This is a genomic window from Streptomyces smyrnaeus (assembly GCF_017676345.1).
GTDB lineage: Bacteria > Actinomycetota > Actinomycetes > Streptomycetales > Streptomycetaceae > Streptomyces > Streptomyces smyrnaeus.
Map to the genome: position 1 here is coordinate 67,899 of NZ_JAFFZM010000007.1, position 18,978 is coordinate 86,876.

Here is an 18,978-nt window from a genome sequence, read left to right on the forward strand (position 1 = left end):
CAAGGGTGCCCGCCTGCCCACCAGCCAACGAACAACGGCTGACTTCGCCCTGGCTCTCCTTCCAGCGGAGCCGCCCCATGCAGCAGTATTCGCATACCGGCCGGAGCAAGAGCCCCCCAGGCGCCCCGCCCGAGGGGGCCGTTCCGGCGCAAGCGGGCGAACATCCAGACCGGTGCGCCGCACACGGCCGGTCATGCCGGGCGGCCTGATCGCCGAGCTCGGTATGCAACGGGCTGCGGCGCCCAGCCGCAGCAGCTTCTACCACTCATCCTTTTTCTTGGTGAACTTCACGCTGTAGAACGTCGATCCGGTACCCAGGGGGGTGTAGTCGTCGTCTTCCATCGTGAGGAAGTACGTCGACGCTTTACACCGTGAGCCGGTGTAGAGGTGCGCGTACAGTCCGGACTGGTTGTTGGCCCAGTTTCCGTTGTTCACAGCAGTGCACTGTCCCGCCTCCGGACTGCCGATCTTTTTCTGGTTTGTCCCGTCCTTGGATGTTGAGAACGCGAAGTAGGAGGAGGGCCCGGCCTGAGCTGCGGGCGGAGCGGCTGCTGTCAGCGTGGCTGAAATGGTCACAGCGCACAGGAGGGGTGTCACTCGACGCACTGTGGGGGCTCCTTTCGACATCGGCGCGACAAAGACAGACGGGAACGGGACCCTCCTGCGTTGCGCATCCCACCAGCGTCACGCAGCCGGTGGCCACATTGAGAAGGGTCACTCATCTAATACCCTCGGTGCATCTTTCCCCGATATTCTTTGCCGTTCTTCTTGACTTTCACGTAGCCGCCGGCGGAAGCCACCAGGCCCTTTTCATTGCAGCTGGGCATACTCATTTCCCATTTCGCCTGTTCATTTTCTCCCCTCACTTCGGGGAAGAGAGTCTTGTCGAGAGTGACGCCTGTCTCCCCCCAGGAGGAGGCGAAGACGCGGATCTCCGCCTTGTCTCCTTTATCGTTGATCACGATGTTGACTTTGATGAGGGAGCCTTCTTTTGGTTTCAGGTTTCCGGTGTAGGCGCTGCCCTTCCAGGGATCGATGGTGTCTGCGCACCAGGCGGCGCGGGAGCCTGTCGGTTGGGCGTCTGCGGGCTGTGCCACGGTGACGGGGGCGGCCAGCAGGAGGGCGGCTGTGATCCCTCGGACCAGATTCTTGACGGGTGTGTGCACCAAGCCGGTCTCCCTTGGGGGTGGTTGCATTCTTCTTCCTCTCGCTCGACCTTTTCTGTTGCTCAGTCATTCCGTCCGTCGATGCTGCTGTCTTGAGGGTGCAGCGAGGGGTGTTGAATTTCGTAGGTGGTGATGAGGGCGGCGTGGTCGGAGGGCCAGGTGTTGTAGCGGTAGCGGGGGTGGTCTTCCCAGGCGGGGTGTTCCTCGGCCGGCGCGGGGTTGCCCGTCACAAGGGTGTGGGAGTCCAGCGGGCGGAGCCGGCTGCCCTTGTGGAAGATGAAGTCGATGCGGTCGAGGGGTTCGACGCGTTGCAGTTCTTGTCGCCACAGGGTGACCGGTGACCAGGTCAGGCCCAGGTTGGCTGAGGGGGCGGGGTGGACGGCGCGGTAGGAGTCGGTGAATGCGGCGTCTTCGAGCAGCTGGGTGGCCGGCCAGTTGAAGGGGGGTGTGGAGACTTCGCTGGTCCAGTCGAGGTGGGAGGGACTGTTGAAGTCTCCGAGGATGAGCACCGGCTGCTCGTCCGCGCGGTCGGTGAAGGGGGTGAGTGGGGCAAGGATGTGGTCTTTCATCTCCTCGGCCCGATCGGAGGCGTCTTCCTGAGCCTGGACGGCGGGTGTGAAGCGGCGGGTGCCGGGTGGGGCCTTGTCGGGGCCGTAGCTGGTGTGGTCGAGGTGGACGGTGCACACCTGGAGGGTGAGTGCGCCGATGGTCACGGCGGTGCGCAGGTAGTGCTCGCCGAGCCCGCTGGCGTCGTGGTCGATCGGGTACCGGGAGAGGAGGCCGACGTCCTTGTCGTCGATCGGGTCGTCGTTCAGGCGGGGGTATTGGTGGTAGTACCAGCCCAGCCGTTCGGCGAGGCGTCGCACCGTTCCGGGCTCCTGGTAGCGGTGGACCTCCTGGAGGGCGACCAGGTCGATGTCTTCTTCCAGCAGGGCGCGGATGACCTTGTCGTCGCCGTTGAGGACGCGGGTGGCGTCGTACCACATGTTCCAGGTGGCCACCCGCAGCCGGTCGGCCACCGGATCGGTCTCGGCCCGCAGGGGGACGGTGACGGCGACGGTGGCCACAGCGGCGTTCAGATCGTCGGCGTCGTGCGCGGTGACCACGATGTGTCCATATCCGCCGTGCGTTGCGCCCGGCGCGACACCTGTCACTTCACCCGCGGGTGAGACGGACAGCCACTCGTCCCCGCTGTCCTTTGCGAAGAGGACCGGCCGGCCGAAGGAGGTCAGCAGCCCGGCCAGCGGAACGCAGACCGGCTGCCCGGTGATCGCATTGGCGGTGGTGAAAGAGCTGGTGACGAAGTACGGGTCACTGGTCAGGTCGAAGGGGAGGGGTTCGGTCAGGTCGGTGACGCTCTCGCGCACCGAGTCGCCCCGGGCCTGGCCGGGCGCGACGGTCCCTTGCAGTTTGAGGAGGTAAGGACCCGGTGAGATGGCGTCGTCCTGGTCGGGATCGGTGGACAGACCGGAGAACCACACGAGGCCGGCCTTGCCCGGCGCGTGCTCGAAGGTGACGCACTCTGCGTCCGCGCCGTCGCCGCGGTAGAGGGCGACACGGTTGTCGCCCTCTGCTTCCACCTCGTAGAAGACGGGAATGTCCGCCCCGGGCCGCAGCGGCTCGCTCGTGTACAGGCTGATCCTGTTCGCCATCATCGGCTCCCTTCTACGTGTCGGTCGGGCAGCCGTTGGCCTTCAGCCCGTCGTTGCGCTGACGTGTCGGCCGGGGCGGCCAGGGCCGGAAGCGGGGCAGTACGAGAGCCAGCGCTGGGGCCGTGCCCAGGGCCGCCACGGCGCGGCATCGCGTGAGGGAGGACATGCGGAGATTCCTTCCGGCACGAACAAGAGGGAGTCGTCGGCCTGCCACTCAGGCGGGTCGGCTGCGCACGGTCGGGCAGTGGCGGAGGGGGCGCAGAAGGGGCTACCAGTCGGTGCAGGCATAGGCCATGCCGAGCCAGGCGCCGGCAATGGCGCCGATACGGCCGCTCTTCCACATCGTCTCCAGCTTCTGGCGTTTGGTCCCGTACGAGCGGGCGAGACGGCGGTAGTTGTCGCAGGCTTCTTGCTTCTTGCTGGGCCGGGAGCCCAGCGCGGGGTAGGTGGTGGTCTCGTATGGCTCGGTGAAGACCATGCCGATGATCGGGGCCATTCCCTTGCCGAAGGTGTCGGCGTTCCAGTGCTTTTCTTTCTGGTTGGTGGACACCGTCTTGCCCTCGTCGTTGATCAGGCCGATGTTCAGCTTGGGCCCGTCGGGAGTACTGTGCCCGGGGCGCTTTTGCTGCCAGGTGACCAGCTTGACCGTGTAGTTGTTCTTCTTCCCGACCCAGTTGTCGAAGTCGAGGCTGGCGAAGTAGGTGTGGTTCTTGTCGTTGTTGACCGCGTAGTAGGTCACGCCGCCGCCGACACCGCCGAGCTTTTTGTTGATCATCTGGATGCGTCCGCCGGCACCCGGCTCGATCTGGACCGGCGGCACCCCGTAGGGGAACTCACCGTCGACGCCATTGCCCGTCGACCACTGCGGCGCCTCCCCCGTCTTGTAACTGGTCGACAGCTTCAGCGTGTGGGAGGTGTTGTTGTAGAGCACCACCGTGGTCGTCGGTGACAGATCCAGACCCCCGGCGATCCCCCCGGCCTCCAACAGCGGAGTGTAGTTGTAGGCACTCCCCCACGACGAGATCGGCGGCGGATCCGCTGCCCGGTCCCGCCCCTCCCCCGCATCGGCCCCCGCCGCGGCAGAACCGCTACCGGCCGCCAGCGGCACCACCATCAACACCGCCAACGCCGCCGCCCACCTACCACGACGGCACCGGACCACCCCCACCACGACCACTCCCCCCGGGATCCGACATCAATGAAATGGGCATGCCCCACTACCCGGGACCTGGTGTGAGCAGGCCGAAAGCTTCCACCGATCGAAGGACGATCTGTGGCGCCAGGACACGCCAGAGGGGGAACCGGACGGGTTCATGACGGAGCTCGTGATGGGACCCGGAAGCGGTGGCCCCACAAACCGCCGCCCCCTGTGGTGGCATCCCACGCTGTGGGGTGTCTGCCAGGAGCGGTGGCGCCAGTGAGACAAGAGCCCGGGCGTGCCAGGGGCTGACCGCAGCGGCCGAGTGAGCTACCGCGGGAGCTCGTCGGACGGGGTTCAACGCCCTGACCCGCCCCTGGCCGGCTCGACGGCACATTGCCTCCTCGCACAGGTGGGCACACCCGAGCATGAAGGCGTCTTCGCAGTTACTGCAGGGCGGTGCATCCCCGCACGGCGCCCCTGCAAAAGAGGACACCCGCATGCCCGAGACCATGGAACAGCTCGACATCGACACTCTGATCGGCAAGCTCGATGTCCCGGAGGCGCGCGGCGAGCTTCCCGCCATGGCAATGGCCAGTGAGCTCTGCAGCCTCATCTGCCCCGACGGCTGACACCCTCGCGATGAGCGACAGGCCCCAGACAAGTGAGGCCTCGTGTGCTCCCTGCGACGGAACACGGCGGGCACGGGAGACCGGTGCACCCGGCTCCGCACGTGTGCGCTGACACGATGGGGCACACGTTCCGACGGTACGGTGGCCGGACCGTCTGCGGCCACAGCCAGGCCCGGCACTCGCAGACCAGAGCGCGCCGCAGGCGCTCCGACACGCACGCCACGATTGCGATCGTGCGCGGACAAGAGAGGGGCTCGCCGGCCGGCGAGCCCCTCTCCTCCGCGTCGGGGCGATGTCGGTGCTGACGCGCGTGGTCGGCGGACACTCGGCTGCCCGGGCTTCAACGGTCTTCTTCCCGTCCTGGTCGACAGCCGGCCTCCGGCAGCTCTTCGTGGCGCCCCGATCGACCAGATAGGAATAGGAGACGTCCTCCGGCTCCGCGAACCCACCCAAGATCGTTTGCCGACCGAAGACCTAAGACGCCGTGCCGGCCGGTGCGGTCGGCGCCGGGGTGTCCGCTGTCGTGGCATCGTCGGTGTGCTGCGGTGCCTTCAGCAGGCATGCGATGCTCAGCGCGCACATGGCGACAAGGAGCACGATGACCGGCACGATGCTGTCGGTCGCCTGGAACATCAGCGTCGAGGCCACGGGTGAGAGCCCGCCGAACAGCGCGCCCGCCACCTGGTACGTCAGCGAGATGCTGGTGTAACGCGCCTGGGGCCGGAACATCTGGGCCAGCACCGTGGCCACGGGTCCGTAGGTCGCTGCCATGACCAGCCGCATCGCGGCGAAGACCAGGAAGATCAGTACAGTGGAGTCCGAGGAGACCACGAGGAACTGAGGGGTGGCAAGGACGGCCACCGCGGCGAGGCCCCAGATGACGACACGGATGCGTCCGACCTTGTCGCCCAGCCACGCGACGCCCAGCGTGGCGACGAGTTCGACGACGGCCGCGACGCTGAGCGCGTTGAGCACCACCGTTTCGGAGAGCCCCACGGAGGGGTCGGTGGCGTACGCGGTGATGAACGTGGTCACCAGGTAGTAGCCGCCCACCGCGATCGGGAGCGTGCCGATGCCCAGCAGGATGGGCTTCCAGTTCGTCTTCAGGGCGTACGTGAGCGGCAGGCCCTCGTCCGGTTCGGGCTCCGCCTCGAACACCGGCGACTCCTCGACCTTGAGCCGGATGAGGACGCCGATGACGATGAGCAGCGCCGACAGCAGGAACGGCACGCGCCACGCCCACTCCTTGAGGGCGTTGTCGCCGAGGGTGGACAGCAGGCTGAACAGGCCGGTGGACAGCAGGGCCCCGGCCGGGTTGCCGAGCTGGGCGAAGCCGCCGTAGAAGGTCTTCTTCCCCTCAGGGGCGTGCTCCACGGCCATCAGGACGGCGCCGCCCCACTCACCGCCGACCGCGATGCCCTGCACGAAGCGGAGCAGGACGAGCAGGATCGGGGCGAGCACGCCGACGCCGGCATACGTGGGCAGCAGGCCGACGAGGAACGTCGCGGCGCCCATCATGGTCAGGGTGATCACAAGGGCGCTGCGCCGGCCGAACCGGTCGCCGATGTGCCCGAAGACGATGCCACCGAGTGGCCGCGCGAAGAACCCGACCGCGTATGTGGCGAAGGCCGCGGCGATGCCGGTGAGCCGGTCGGTCCCCTCAGGGAAGAAGACGCTGCCGAAGACGAGGGACGCGGCGGTGGCGTAGACGTAGAAGTCGTACCACTCGATGGTGGTGCCGACGAACGCGGCGATGCCCGCCTTGCGTGCCTTGCGGGATTGAGCGTGATCGGTCACTGCTGCCCCTCGGTCGATGTGGCGGTGGTGGAGTGCTCGAGGGCGCCGTCGACCCACGTGTGGAGGACGTCGATCGCGGCGATGGACCCGGGGTCGACGGCGAGCGGGTCGGCGCCCAGGACGGTGAAGTCGGCCAGCTTGCCGGGGGTGATGCTGCCGAGTTCGTGTTCGCGGCCCAGGGTGCGGGCCCCGCCGAGCGTGTGCGCGGCGAGCGCGTCGGCCGCCGGGATGCGCAGGGAGGTGTCGCCCAGCCGGTGCCCTCGCCGGGTGACGCGGGTGACGGCCGCCTGGATGGCCTCCAGCGGCTTCGGCTCGGCGACCGGCGCGTCCGAACTGAGCGTCACGGGCACCTGGGCCTCCAGGAACTCGCCGAGCGGGTTGAACCGCTCCCCCGGGGTGCCGATCGCCTCGGTGACGCCTTCCCCCCAGTTGTAGTAGTGCTGGGTCTGATTGACCGGGTGGATGCCCAACTGGTGCATGCGCTTGATCTGCTCGGGGGTCGGCAGCCCGCAGTGCTCGATCCGGTGCCGGGCATCGGGTCGGGGGTGGCGCTCCTGTGCGGCCTCGACGGCGTCGAGCACCATCTCTATCGCGTCGGGCGACTGGGCGTGGGTGGCTGTCTGGAGCCCCACGGCATGGGCCCTGGCGATCAGCTCCCGGTACGCCTCCGGCTCGTGGTAGAGCTGCCCGGTACGGCAAGGGTCGCCGACGTAGCCGTCAGGGAAGTAGGCCGTCCAGCCGCCCAGGGTGCCGTCGGCGTAGAACTTGATGCCCGTGAAGGAGAGCCGGGCGTTGCCGAACGCGCCGTGCATACCCGTGTCGATCACATGGTCCAGCAGGTGGCTCAGCAGATACATGCCGACGCGGGTGCGCAGTCCGCCGCCGTCGGCCAGCCGCAGGTAGGTGTCGAACTCGCGGCGGGTCACCTGGCAGTCACCGATCGTCGTCACGCCGCCGGCGAGGAAACGCTCCTGGGCGGCGCGCAGTTGCCGCAAGTGCTCCTCGGGCTCGTCCCCGAGGTGGAAGTTCGGCCCGTGGCGGCCGATCTTGACGCCGCCGACGCCGGTGAGGATGTTGCAGGCGGCGTCGGAGACCTCGCCGGTCAGCTCCCCGTCGGCGTCACGGAAGAACGTGCCGCCCTCCGGGTCCGGTGTGTCGCGGGTGACGCCGTGCCGGGCCAGCGTGGCGCTGTTGACGACTCCTCCGTGGCCGCTGGCGTTCATCAGGTACACGTCGCGGTCGGTGCTGACCTGGTCGAGCTCCTCCTTGGTGGGATGGCGGCGCTCGGCGAGGTTGCGGTGCTCGTAGCCGTAACCCCGCACCGGCCGCCCGGGCGGCAGGGAGTCGGCCGCCGCGCGCAGCAGGGCGACGATGCCGGGGATGTCGGCCGCCTTGTCGGGACCGCAGTCGACCCAGCTCATCATCTGGCCGTACATCAGCGGGTGGGCGTGCGGGTCGACGAAGCCGGGCACCACAACGGTGCCGCCGAGGTCCACTTCCTCGGCCGTGTGGCCGAGCCGCGCCGCTGCGGCGCGGCACTCCTCGACCGTGCCGACGGCGCCGAACCGGTTGCCGTGTACGAGGAACGCCTCGGCGCCGTCGGTGTGCGGGTCCACGGTCCGCAAAGCGGCGCCGGTGAACAAAGTGGTGGTCGCGTCCAGGACTGACGTCTCCTGGTGGCGCAGTGCGCGCATGTGGTTCCTCGTGCGGTGTGTCGGTGGCGTATCGGTGATCGGCACCGTAGGTCCGCCCACTCTCCGCAGCAATGCCATGTACGCTGCCCCACTGACGTATCGCCGCGTTTTTGTCGCCCCTCTACTCTGATCTGCGGCTGATCAGCTTCCAGAGTTCGCGTCGACCGTGGTCTTGTTCCTTCGGAAGCACGGAATCACTCTGTAAAGATTGGGTCTCGGACGCTCATGAGTGAGGATCTGGACGCAAGGCTCATCGCCGCGCTCCAACAGGACGGCAGGGCGAGCTACAGCGACCTGGCCGCCCGGGTGGGCGCGCCGAGGGCGGCGGTCTCGACCCGGGTGCAGGCACTGCTGGACACGGGCTCCGTGGAGATTGTGGCCGTGGCACATCCCCAGCTGTTCGGGCTCACCTCGCTCGCGCACGTCTCCCTCGCCGTGTCGGGGCCCGCCGACGACGTGGTCGCCGCCCTGTGCGCGACGGACGCGTCGGTCTTCGTCTCCGCGGTCAGCGGCGCCTACGACCTCGTCGCGGAGCTGAGGGTCTCGAGCGACCGGGAGCTGTACGACGCCCTCGCCCACCTCCGTGCGCAGCGCCGGGTGCGGGCGGTCAACACACTCCTCTACACCGACGTCGTCACATCGGTGTTCATGCCGCAGGGTCCGCTCCGCGGCGACGTGCACGTCAACGACACCGATCTACGGCTGATCGAGCTGCTCGAGCGCGACGGTCGCATGTCGTTCGTCGAGCTGGCCCGTCGCGTCGGCATGTCACCGAGCGCGGCCCGCGCCCGGGTCGGTCGCCTCGTCGGCAGTCGCGCCCTGCACATCGCCGCCGTGGTGCGGCGCGGCACGGGCAGCGGAAGGCCGGCGCTCGGCGCGGGGTTGAACCTCGGCGGGGACGACGAGCGTGTCACCGGGTTCCTCGCCGCGCTGCCCGGCGTCGAGTTCGTCGCCCGTACCGTGGGCCGTTTCGACCTGGTCTTCACCCTCGGCGCCGACTCGACCACACGCCTGCACCGCGTCACGGAGCAGATCAAGGCGCTCGACGAGGTGCGCGGCCTGACCACGTGGGCACATCTGGAGGTGTTCAAGGAGCACTATTCGCGGGGCATCGCGAGGACAGGGAGGTAGGGGCGCACCAAGTGTTGAGCCCCTCCACCCCTGCCCTCGCCGACCCGCTTCGTCGCGTCGCGAAGTCGCCTGACCTGGCGGAGACCGCCGTCAGATCGCCATCGGCTCCGCGGAACGGGCGGATCAGCGCAGTCCGGCGAAGAGATCGTTCTCAGGTACGGCCGCGCCCGTGGCGTCCTTGACACGTACGAACGTCTCCATGCCCATCAACTCACCGAACCGCTCCTTGCCCATCTTGAGGAAGAAGATGTTCTCGCCCTGACTGGCGTGTGCGGCCAGCGCATCGAACTTCTGACCGCTGAATGCGGTGGTGTCCACCCAGGTGGTGATCTCGTCGTCGGGGAGGCCGATCTCGGCCATCGCGGCGGTCTCGGCAGGATCCGGCTCCGGCATGTCCTCGCTGAACTCGCGCATGATCTCGCCGAACCGCTGCATCCCCGAGCGGGGCATCGTCGTCCAGTACACCTTCGGTGTCAGCGCGGTCATCTCCAGCGCCGCCATCGTGATGCGGTGGGCCTGGATGTGGTCGGGGTGGCCGTAGAAGCCGTTCTCGTCGTAGGTGACGACCACATCGGGCTGGTAGTGCCGCATGAGTTCGGCGAGTCGGGCGGCGCCTTCCTCCACGGACGTCTGCCAGAACGATCCGGGAGCGTCGTTGCTCGGCCAGCCCATCATCCCGGAGTCGGCGTAGTCCAGCATCTCCAGATCACTGATCTTCAGAGCTTCACAGCTGGCCTCGAGTTCTTGGCGACGCATCAACGCGACGGCCGCCGGATCGTGCCCCGGGTCGCCCGGCTTGACGCCCCCGGGTCCGTCACCGCAACCGCCGTCGGTACACGTCACAAGAACCGTACGGATGCCTTCCGCCGCGTACCGCGCGAGGACCCCTCCGGTTCCGGTGGCCTCGTCGTCGGGGTGGGCGTGCACTGCCATGAGCGTCAAAGGTCGGTCAGTCATGGAAACGTCCTCCTGCAAAAATGGTCTTGATCCGAGTGCGCGGCGGGCGTACCGCGATCCCGAGGTCCGGATTCCGGCAGGCGGACGATCTTGTGGTCTCCATGTTCCCCGCCCGTGCGGCGCCGGTGCCTCGGCAGATGCAACAGCGCCGACCGGACCTGCTGTTCCCGGCGCGGCCGGTGCCCTTCCAGATGTCGGCGTTTCACACGGTGTCGTCCTGCAGCGCCCGGGCCTGCTCCACTCGGAGGCCCACATGCGGCGGCGTGTTCTCGGGGCCGCCGGCCGGCCCGTCCCGCACGGACCCGGCCGCCCGATGATCACCGCAAGCCGCAGGGTTCAGAGCGAGTCGCCGAGTGTGTCCGCGAGCCGCTGCCGTACCGCGCGCGAGGCCGGGAGCATGGAAACGGCGACCGCGCCCACCACCACTGCGGCGACCAGGAGAAGCAGCGCCGCGAGCGGGGGCTGCTGGGCGATCCCGGCGCCGATACCGCTGGACCGGCCCTGCAGGTCGATCAGCCACTGCGATACGAGGGTGCCGACCGCTGTTCCGACGAGGGCGGCGGCCAGGGCGGTGAAGCCGGTCCCGGCCACGATCACCGCCATGATCTGCCGCGGCGTCAGTCCGATGGCTCTGAGGGCGAGCAGATCCCGGCGGCGGTCCCGTACGCCCGCAGCGATCGTCGTCGACAGCTCGGCCAGAGCGATCAGTGCCAGCACGGTGACCAGCCCGCCGAGCACTCCGTGCACGGCGGACAGTTCGCGTACCGGGTTGGGGATCTCCCGTACGTCCGCCCGTCCCCCGATTGCCGAGGAGAGCCCGGCGGCGACGGCAGCTGGGTCGGAGTCCTCGTCCAGGACGAGGTGGTAGAAGCCGGGGCGCGGGGCGATGCCGCCCTCGCGGAGCGTGTCGAGCGTCGTCGAGATCACCCGGCCGTCGTCCTCCGGCTCGATGCTGCGCCCGACTATGTGCAGCACCTGCGGGTTGCCGCCGACCGTGACCCGCACCCAGTCGCCGACCCGCACGTCCAGCAGATCGAGCAGTCCCTGTCCGGCGACCGCCTCGTGGGATCTGTAGGGGGCGCGTCCGTCAGCGATGGTGAGGGGGTAGGGATCCCGGTGCCTACCGAGGCCGCGGAGCGTGATCGTGCCCGTCTGGCCGGGCACCAGCGCCTTGGCCTCGGCCCCTGGGTAGGCCGCGGTCACCTCCGGACGGCCGACGAGCATCCGCCGTACCGCGGCGTCGTCGAGCCCGTCGCCGCGCACGGTGAGCGCGGCGGGGATGCCCACCTTCTCCGGGTGGTGCTCCAGCCGGTCGAGGGTGGTCCATGCGCCGAGGACAACGGTGATCAGCAGCAGGGGCACGGCCAGCCGTGCGACCGCGGCGGAGGATCGCGCACGGGAGTGGAAGGCCCCCCGCCAGCCGAGTACGAGAGCGGGCGGCAGCCGCAGCCCGAGGGCGCGCCGTACCGTGCCGGGCATCCGGCGGACGGCGGGGGTCGCGGGGCGAGCGACCGGTACCGGCGATACGCGGCCCACCCGCCAGGCCGCCAGCGCGGTCGTGCCGGTGATCAGGAGCAGCGCGGCGAGCGGGATCGCGAACGGTACCCAGGCGTGGGCGGGGAGTGCCTGCCACAGCCGCATCGCCTCGCCGAGCCGACCGGGCAGCCGTGGACCGAGTATCTCGGTGAGCAGGGCGCCGCAGGCTACGCCGAGCAGGCCCAGGGCGGCGTGTTCGACGAGGAAGGTGCGGATGAGCTGGGCCGGGGTGAAGCCGACGGCCTTGAGGATGGCGATGTCCCGAAGGTGGCCCCGGATGCGGGTGCTGATGGCTCCGGCCACGGCGAGCGAGGCGGCGAGCAGTGCGCTGAGACCGAAGAGGCCGAGCAGCAGCCCGAGGAGCCGGCCGCCGCCCTCGGCGTCGTCGCGCGCCTGCTGCCAGGTGGAGACGGCGACGATCTGGTCGTCGCCGAGTTCGGTGACCGCCCGCTGGACCGCGAAGTCGGTGTCGTCCCGGTCGTCGAGCCGCAGCCCGATCGCCTGCCCGAGCTGATCGGCCTCTTGTTCGACCTGATGCAGGGCATTCGGCAGCACCCAGCCGACGCCGGGGGTGCGGCCCGGGCTGTACCGCTCCTCGGCTGTTTCGGCGACGCCGATGACGCGGAGGGCGTGGTCGGTGCCGTCGGAGCCGCGGACGTGCAGCAAGTCGCCCGGCTCGGCCCACAGGGCCCGGGCGAGCGAACTCTCCAGCACGACACTGCCGGCGGCTTCCGCCCGGCTCCGGGCGGACGGGGCGGTGCCGGTCGCGTTCGCGGGGCGGGCGGCCGTCCGCCCGGAGCCGCTCTTCCCTCCCGACCGGTGTTCGCCGGAGGCGGCGGTGTAGGCCCGTGCCTGGGGAGCGGCAGCGACTGCCGCGTCGTCCTTGTTCAGCCACCGGCCCTCGGTCATCAGGGGGCGGGCCACCTTCGGGGGCTCGGGGTCCGCGGCGCGGAGTTGGATCTTCGCCCTGGTGCCGCCCAGTTCCGCGGTGGCGGAGGCGGTGCGGTACGGGCGGGAGGCGGACTCGACCCCGTCGAGTCCGGCCAGTGCCCCGGCATCGGCCTTCGCCGTGGTCTGGATCCACACGTGGGCGCCGTTGGACTCGGTGAACACCCGCTGCCAGGGGCTCGCCCCGTACGCGAGGAAAGCACCGGACAGCAGCAGCGAGACGATGATCCCGGCCGTGGCGAGGACCAGGAACAGCGCCTCGCCACGGTGCGCCCGCAGATCGGCCCGCACCCAGCGCGCCATGGCCCGCACTACATCAGCCCTTCAACTCGAGCGTGCCGGACACGCCACCCGCACGCCGGCTCGGCGAGGTTCCGCCGCCGAGTACCGCGTCGTCGACGATGCGGCCGTCGAACAGGCTGATCACCCGGTCCGCTGCGCTGGCCACCCGGGCGTCGTGGGTGACCAGCACAATGGTCTGGCCGCGCTCGTGGTAGCGGGACAGCAGCTTCAGCACCTCGCGTGTGCCCTTGCTGTCCAGGCTGCCGGCGGGCTCGTCGGCCAGCAGCAGGCTGGAGCGGTTGACCAGCGCGCGGGCCAGCGCGACGCGCTGCTGCTCACCGCCCGAGAGTTCACCGGGGGTGCTGTTCTCCTTGCCCTCCAGGCCCAGGTCGGCGAGCAGTTCGGCGCGTCTGGCGCGGGCCTGGCGCGGAGTGCTCCCCGCGAGCAGTGCGGGCAGCTCGACGTTGTCGGCCACGGTCAGGTGGGAGATGAGGTTGAAGAACTGGAAGACGATGCCGATGCGGCGGCGGCGCAGTACGGCCCAGCGTGCCTCGCTGTAGGTGTCGACCCGCTCGCCTTCCAGCCAGATGCGCCCGCTGTCCGGCGGGTGCAGCCCGCCCAGCAGATGCAGCAGGGTGGATTTACCGGCCCCGGACGGGCCGGTGATCGCGACGAACTCTCCGCGCTCGATGCGCAGATCCACCCCTCGTACGGCCTTGACGGGGGTACCGGCCTCGGTGCGGTGCATCTTGACCAGGGCCTCGGCCAGGACAACGGGGTCGGCGGCATCGGCTGATATGCCCCCGCCGCCGTCGGCGGCACGCACCTCACGTACCTCGCGGCTCATTCCAGCTCCTCCAGCTTTTCCAGCTCCTCCTGGCAGCGCTCGAGCCAGTCGAGATCCGCCTGGAGGTGCAGCATTGCTCCCTCGATGAGCAACTGTGCGACCCGGTTGTCCCGGTCCTCGGCCGCGGCCAGCCTGGACAGGTCGCGCATGGCGTTGAGGTAGTGACGACGCTGCTTGTTGATGAGGGCGACCTGGTCGGCCATCCCGGTGCCGGGGGCGACGGCGAGCTTCATGAAGAACTCGTCCCGCACCCGGGGCTCATCTGTCGGCTCGTCGAACCACGCGGCCACCGCTTCCCGACCCGCGTCCGTGAGCTGGTAGGTGCGCTTGTTCGGCCGACTCGACTGTGCGATGTCCTCGCCTTCGATGAGTCCGGCCTTTTCGAGCCTGCCGAGGGTGACGTAGACCTGCCCGATGTTGGGCTGAGGGTACGCGGCGCCCAGGAGCTTCTCAAGAGCCTGCTTGAGTTCGTATCCGTGGGCCGGGCCCCTGGCGAGCAGCGCCAGTAGGGGCAGACGCACGCTCGCCCTCCTCCCTGCTCGCCGTTACCTTCTCGTTAGCTGTCCGCCCCCTGATTGTGAGCCGGATCGCCCCCGTACATGCCCGCAAGATCTAGTATCGCGCATGCCTAACAGGTATACAGGGGCCCGGACGCCGGCGAGGGCAAGCTGGCGCTGGTGTGCCTGGGAGGAACCTATGCGGTGGACGCGGGCCGCGGGTAGGGGGCTCCTGGCGGCGGCGCTGATCCTCGTGGGCTATACGGGTGCGGGCGCCCGGGCCGGCGACCCGGCGGTCGGCACCTCCCGGGCCGGCTCCGGGGAGGGCCGCGGCCCGCTGACCCTGGTGACGGGCGGTGATCTGACCGGCTATCTGCGCGGGGTACTGCGCGACTGGAACCGCGAACGCCCGGCCGAGAAGGTCACCTTGGTCGAGCTGCCGGAGGCCGCGGACGAGGTCCGCGCGCAACTGGCGACCAGTCTGCGATCGGGCAGCGACCGCTACGACGTGCTCAACATCGACGTCGCCTGGACCTCCGAGTTCGCCGCTGCGGGCTGGACAGCCCCGCTCGACTCCGACCGCTTCCCCATCAAACGTTTTCTGTCGCCCGTGGTGGACACCGCCACCTTCGGCGGTCGGCTGCACGCGCTGCCGTACGTCACCAACGCGGGCCTGCTCTACTACCGCAAGGACATACTGGACCGGGAGGGCGAGGCGCCGCCGCGCACCTGGGCCGAACTGGAGCGGCTCGCGAAGACGGTCGCCCCGAAGTACGGACTGGACGGCTACGCGGGGCAGTTCCTTCCGTACGAGGGGCTGACGGTCAACGCGGTGGAGGCCGTGCAGTCCGCGGGCGGCACCTTCCTCGCGGACGAGGGGGCGCGGGTCACTGTGGACTCCCGCGCCGCCCGGGTGGGCATCGGTTTCCTGGCCCGGGGAGTGCGGGAGGGCTGGATCCCGAAGGAAGCGCTCACCTACAAGGAAGAGGAATCCCGCCGGGCCTTCCAGGACGGGAAGCTGCTGTTTCTGCGCAACTGGCCGTATGTGCACGGGACGGCGAGCGGAAGCGACTCGAAGGTCGCGGGGAAGTTCGGAGTGGTGCCGCTGCCCGGACCCGACGGGCCGGCGGCCGGGGTGCTGGGCGGCTCCAACCTCGCCGTCAACGCGCGGTCCAGGCACAAGGAGTCGGCCGCTGACCTGCTCGCCTATCTGACCAGCGAACGGGTGCAGCGCCGAGTGCTCACCAAGGGGGCACTGCCGCCGGTGCGGGCTGATATCTACGCCGATCCGGCGCTGGTGCGCCGGTATCCGTATCTGCCGACGCTCCGGGAGAGTGTGCTCGCGGCCCAGCCGCGGCCCAAGAGCCCCCGGTACGAGCAGGTGAACCTCGCCGTGCAGGCCGTCGTGTACGACGCGCTGGCGCAGCGGGTGACACCGAAGCAGGCGGTGGCTCGGCTGACACGAGAGCTCGAGGCGATCGTCCACCGCGACTGAGCCCTCGCGCGCCGGCGGTCACGCCATCCCTCTCAGGCTACTTACTCGTTAAGTAGCGCACTGCTTCAGTAATCCATGGCAAACCCGGACAAAGGCCCGGGGCTGCTCTGTCATCTCGCGCAAACTCATTGACACTTGTTCGTCACCCGTACATAACATGCATGCATAACGAGTGATCGACGAGAACAGGCACCACGCATGCACATAGCCATGGCCACCACCACCCAGCGTTGGTGGCGCGATGCGGTGATCTACCAGGTCTACGTCCGCAGCTTCCTCGACAGCACCGGGGACGGCGTCGGCGATCTGGCCGGGGTCCGCGCCGGACTGCCGTACCTCAAGAAGCTGGGCGTGGACGGGATCTGGCTCAGCCCCTTCTACCCCTCGCCGCACCACGACCACGGCTACGACGTCGCCGACTACTGCGACGTGGACCCGCTCTTCGGCGACCTGCAGGAGTTCGACCGCCTGGTGGCCGACGCCCACCGGCTCGGCGTGAAGGTCGTCATCGACATCGTCCCGAACCACTGTTCCAGCCAGCACCCGTGGTTCCGCGCCGCGCTGGCGGACCGGCCCGGCGGCCCGGCCCGCTCCCGTTTCCACTTCGCCGACGGGCGCGGGCCGGACGGCGAACTGCCGCCCAACAACTGGCGGGCCATGTTCGGCGGCCCCGCCTGGTCCCGGGTCACCGAGCCGGACGGCAGGCCCGGCCAGTGGTATCTGCACCTGTTCACCCCCGACCAGCCCGACCTCAACTGGCGCGCCCCGGAGGTCGGCCGGGACTTCATCGACGTGCTGCGCTTCTGGCTCGACCGAGGCGTCGACGGCTTCCGCATCGATGTCGCCGCCGGCCTGTTCAAACACCCCGCACTCCCCGACTCCCCCGACCCCGAGGCCGACGAGCGTGCCCGGGACTCGGTCAACCCGCTGGCCTGGAACCAGCCCGAGGTGCACCAGGTGTGGCGCGACTGGCGGGCGGTGTGCGACGAGTACGCCGCCCGCGACGGGATCGAACGGCTGCTGGTCGGCGAGGTGTCCGTGCCCACCGCCCGCGAGCACGCCGAGTACGTACGCGCCGACGAACTGCACCAGGCGTTCTTCTTCGACCTGCTGAGCGCCGAGTGGGACGTGGACGCCTTCCGGAAGACCATCTCCGAGGCGCTCACCGACATCGCAGGCACCGGCTCCACCGTCACCTGGGTGCTCAACAACCACGACCAGGTCAGGACGGTCACCCGGTACGCCGGGGAGAGCACCACCGTGGGGCCCGCCCGTGCCCGGGCCGCAGCGCTGCTGATGCTGGCGCTGCCCGGTGCCGCGTACATCTACCAGGGTGAGGAGCTGGGCCTGCCCGAGGTGGTCGACCTGCCCGACGAGGTACTCACCGACCCCATCTTCCGCAGGACCGGCAGCCGCAAGCGCGTCCGGGACGGCTGCCGGGTGCCGCTGCCCTGGTCCGGGCACGCCTCTCCGTTCGGCTTCACCTCCGCCGACAGCACGGCCCGGCCGTGGCTGCCGCAGCCCGAGTGGTTCGCCGAGCACGCCACCGAGCGGGCGCTGGCCGACACCCGCTCGTTCTGGCACCTCTACCGCGACGGACTGCAACTGCGTCGCAGTCTGCCGCAGCTGGGCGAGGGAGACCTGCGCTGGCTGGAGACCCCGCCCCAGATCCTGGCGTTCGTACGCGGCGACGGTCTGGTCTGTGCGGTCAACTTCGGCCTCGACCCGGCACCGGCACCGGTCGCCGGGACCCCGCTCCTCGCCAGCCGGGACTGCCCGCCGGGCGTCCTCCCCGGATCCACCGCCGCGTGGTGGATCAGCGATCTGCCCATCCACTCCGCCAACTCCCCGAAGGGAAACACACCATGAGCCGCACCCACATCAGACGCCGGACAGCGACGGCCACCACCGCTGTGACGCTCGGTCTCGCCCTCACCGCGACCGCCTGCGGTTCCGGCGACGACACCGCGAGCGCCGGCTCTCAGGAGCTGAAGGGGCAAACGGTCACGGTCGCCGGAGTGTGGACCGGCGTCGAGCAGAAGAACTTCAAGAAGGTGCTGGACGCGTTCTCCGAGAAGACCGGCGCCACCACCAAGTTCATCTCCACCGGCGACAACGTCTCCACCGTCGTCGGCAGCAAGATCGAGGGCGGCAACGCACCCGATGTGGTGATGGTGCCGCAGCCCGGTGTGCTCAAGCAGTTCGCCGACAAGGGCTGGCTGCAGCCGCTGTCCGCCAAGACCAAGGCCGAGGCCAAGAGCAACTTCGCACCGGTGTGGCAGGACTACGGCACCATCGACGGCAAGTACTACGGCCTGTACTTCAAGGCCTCCAACAAGTCGACCGTCTGGTACAGCCCGGATGCCCTCTCCCAGGCCGGGGTCGAGACCCCGCAGAGCTGGGACGCGATGCTGAAGGCCGGCAAGACGGTCTCCGACTCCGGGCTGCCCGCCTTCTCGGTCGCGGGCGAGGACGGCTGGACCCTCACCGACTGGTTCGAGAACATCTACCTGTCGCAGGCCGGGCCCGAGAACTACGACAAGCTCGCCGCACACAAGATCCCCTGGACGCACCCGAGTGTCGTCAAGGCCCTGACCACGCTCTCCGAGCTGTTCAAGGACAAGAAGCTGGTCGCCGGCGGCGGTAAGGGCGCGCTGCGCACCACCTTCCCCGAGTCCGTCGAGCAGGTCTTCGGCAACGACCCCAAGGCCGGAATGGTCTACGAGGGCGACTTCGTGGGCGCCACCATCTCCGGCGACCTGAAGAAGAAGGTCGGCGTGGACGCGAAGTTCTTCCCCTTCCCCGCCGTCGGGGACGGGAAGAAGCCGGTCGTCGGTGGCGGTGACGCGGCCACTGTCCTCAAGGCCGGCAAGCAGCGCAAGGCCGGCATGAAACTGGTCGAGTTCCTCGCGACGCCGGAGGCGGCCGAGATCTGGGCCGGAGCCGGAGGCTTCCTCTCCCCCAACAAGGGCGTGAAGCCGGAGGCGTACCAGGACGACGTCACCCGTAAGACGGCCAAGTCGCTGATCGAGGCCGGTAATTCGGTCCGCTTCGACATGTCCGACCAGGCCCCGGCCGCCTTCGGCGGCACCCAGGGCGCCGGCGAGTGGAAGCTTCTGCAGGACTTCCTGCGTGACCCGTCCGACCCCAAGGCCACGGCCCGCAAGCTCGAGGCCGCCGCCGCCAAGGCGTACAAGGACTGAGGA

The 18,978-nt window shown here is 69.3% G+C and carries 16 protein-coding genes; 5 read left to right on the forward strand and 11 right to left on the reverse strand.

Features of this window, described 5'->3' with window-relative positions; all coding sequences use genetic code 11:
* Positions 1-258: 258 nt before the first annotated feature.
* The 5 genes from JW613_RS13375 to JW613_RS13395 form a co-directional block, all read right to left on the reverse strand.
* Positions 259-435 (reverse strand): hypothetical protein, encoded by a 177-nt coding sequence (locus JW613_RS13375; protein WP_209211025.1) that lies wholly within the window; start codon positions 433-435, stop codon positions 259-261.
* A gap of 287 nt (positions 436-722) precedes the next feature.
* Positions 723-1,169 carry a hypothetical protein gene (locus JW613_RS13380; protein WP_209211026.1) on the reverse strand — a complete coding sequence of 149 codons (447 nt, stop codon included), beginning with the start codon at positions 1,167-1,169 and terminating at the stop codon, positions 723-725.
* A gap of 59 nt (positions 1,170-1,228) precedes the next feature.
* The gene (locus JW613_RS13385; RefSeq protein ID WP_209211027.1) at positions 1,229-2,818 is read right to left on the reverse strand and encodes an endonuclease/exonuclease/phosphatase family protein; all 1,590 of its coding nucleotides are present in this window, start codon (positions 2,816-2,818) and stop codon (positions 1,229-1,231) included.
* Between the two features lie 13 nt (positions 2,819-2,831).
* Positions 2,832-2,984 carry a hypothetical protein gene (locus JW613_RS13390; protein ID WP_209211028.1) on the reverse strand — a complete coding sequence of 51 codons (153 nt, stop codon included), beginning with the start codon at positions 2,982-2,984 and terminating at the stop codon, positions 2,832-2,834.
* 102 nt (positions 2,985-3,086) lie between these two features.
* Positions 3,087-3,944 carry a hypothetical protein gene (locus JW613_RS13395; protein ID WP_209211029.1) on the reverse strand — a complete coding sequence of 286 codons (858 nt, stop codon included), beginning with the start codon at positions 3,942-3,944 and terminating at the stop codon, positions 3,087-3,089.
* A 512-nt stretch (positions 3,945-4,456) separates the two neighbouring features.
* On the opposite strand from JW613_RS13395, the gene JW613_RS36360 reads away from it, so the two are divergent.
* Positions 4,457-4,588, forward strand: a complete 132-nt coding sequence (locus tag JW613_RS36360) for a hypothetical protein (protein WP_280635157.1) — start codon at positions 4,457-4,459, stop codon at positions 4,586-4,588.
* A 474-nt stretch (positions 4,589-5,062) separates the two neighbouring features.
* On the opposite strand, the gene JW613_RS13400 is transcribed toward JW613_RS36360, so the two are convergent.
* A complete protein-coding gene (locus JW613_RS13400) occupies positions 5,063-6,385 on the reverse strand; it encodes an MFS transporter (protein WP_209211030.1) in 1,323 nt (440 codons plus the stop codon).
* Entirely contained in the window at positions 6,382-8,079 is a 1,698-nt protein-coding gene (locus JW613_RS13405; RefSeq protein ID WP_209211031.1) for an amidohydrolase, read from the reverse strand. The genes JW613_RS13400 and JW613_RS13405 overlap by 4 nt, the downstream gene beginning before the upstream one ends.
* A gap of 225 nt (positions 8,080-8,304) precedes the next feature.
* Here JW613_RS13405 and JW613_RS13410 point away from each other — a divergent pair, with 225 nt between their 5' ends.
* The gene (locus JW613_RS13410; RefSeq protein ID WP_209211032.1) at positions 8,305-9,210 is read left to right on the forward strand and encodes an Lrp/AsnC family transcriptional regulator; all 906 of its coding nucleotides are present in this window, start codon (positions 8,305-8,307) and stop codon (positions 9,208-9,210) included.
* A gap of 123 nt (positions 9,211-9,333) precedes the next feature.
* Here the strand turns inward: JW613_RS13410 and JW613_RS13415 are convergent, their stop codons facing one another.
* From JW613_RS13415 to JW613_RS13430, 4 genes are all read right to left on the reverse strand, one after another.
* The gene (locus JW613_RS13415; RefSeq protein WP_209211033.1) at positions 9,334-10,167 is read right to left on the reverse strand and encodes a PIG-L family deacetylase; all 834 of its coding nucleotides are present in this window, start codon (positions 10,165-10,167) and stop codon (positions 9,334-9,336) included.
* A 336-nt stretch (positions 10,168-10,503) separates the two neighbouring features.
* Positions 10,504-12,954 carry an FtsX-like permease family protein gene (locus JW613_RS13420; RefSeq protein ID WP_209211034.1) on the reverse strand — a complete coding sequence of 817 codons (2,451 nt, stop codon included), beginning with the start codon at positions 12,952-12,954 and terminating at the stop codon, positions 10,504-10,506.
* A gap of 13 nt (positions 12,955-12,967) precedes the next feature.
* Positions 12,968-13,780, reverse strand: a complete 813-nt coding sequence (locus JW613_RS13425; protein WP_209211035.1) for an ABC transporter ATP-binding protein — start codon at positions 13,778-13,780, stop codon at positions 12,968-12,970.
* A complete protein-coding gene (locus tag JW613_RS13430) occupies positions 13,777-14,301 on the reverse strand; it encodes a PadR family transcriptional regulator (RefSeq protein WP_209211036.1) in 525 nt (174 codons plus the stop codon). The genes JW613_RS13425 and JW613_RS13430 overlap by 4 nt, the downstream gene beginning before the upstream one ends.
* Before the next feature lie 175 nt (positions 14,302-14,476).
* Between JW613_RS13430 and JW613_RS13435 the strand changes: the two genes are divergently transcribed.
* The 3 genes from JW613_RS13435 (at position 14,477) to JW613_RS13445 (ending at position 18,975) form a co-directional block, all read left to right on the forward strand.
* Positions 14,477-15,772: an ABC transporter substrate-binding protein gene (locus JW613_RS13435; protein WP_209211037.1), complete on the forward strand. Its 1,296-nt coding sequence runs from the start codon at positions 14,477-14,479 to the stop codon at positions 15,770-15,772.
* A gap of 210 nt (positions 15,773-15,982) precedes the next feature.
* Positions 15,983-17,641 (forward strand): glycoside hydrolase family 13 protein, encoded by a 1,659-nt coding sequence (locus JW613_RS13440; RefSeq protein ID WP_245225574.1) that lies wholly within the window; start codon positions 15,983-15,985, stop codon positions 17,639-17,641.
* On the forward strand, positions 17,638-18,975 hold the full coding sequence (locus JW613_RS13445) for an ABC transporter substrate-binding protein (RefSeq protein WP_209211039.1): 1,338 nt from the start codon (positions 17,638-17,640) through the stop codon (positions 18,973-18,975). Before JW613_RS13440 ends, JW613_RS13445 begins: the two co-directional genes overlap by 4 nt.
* Positions 18,976-18,978 lie beyond the last annotated feature (3 nt).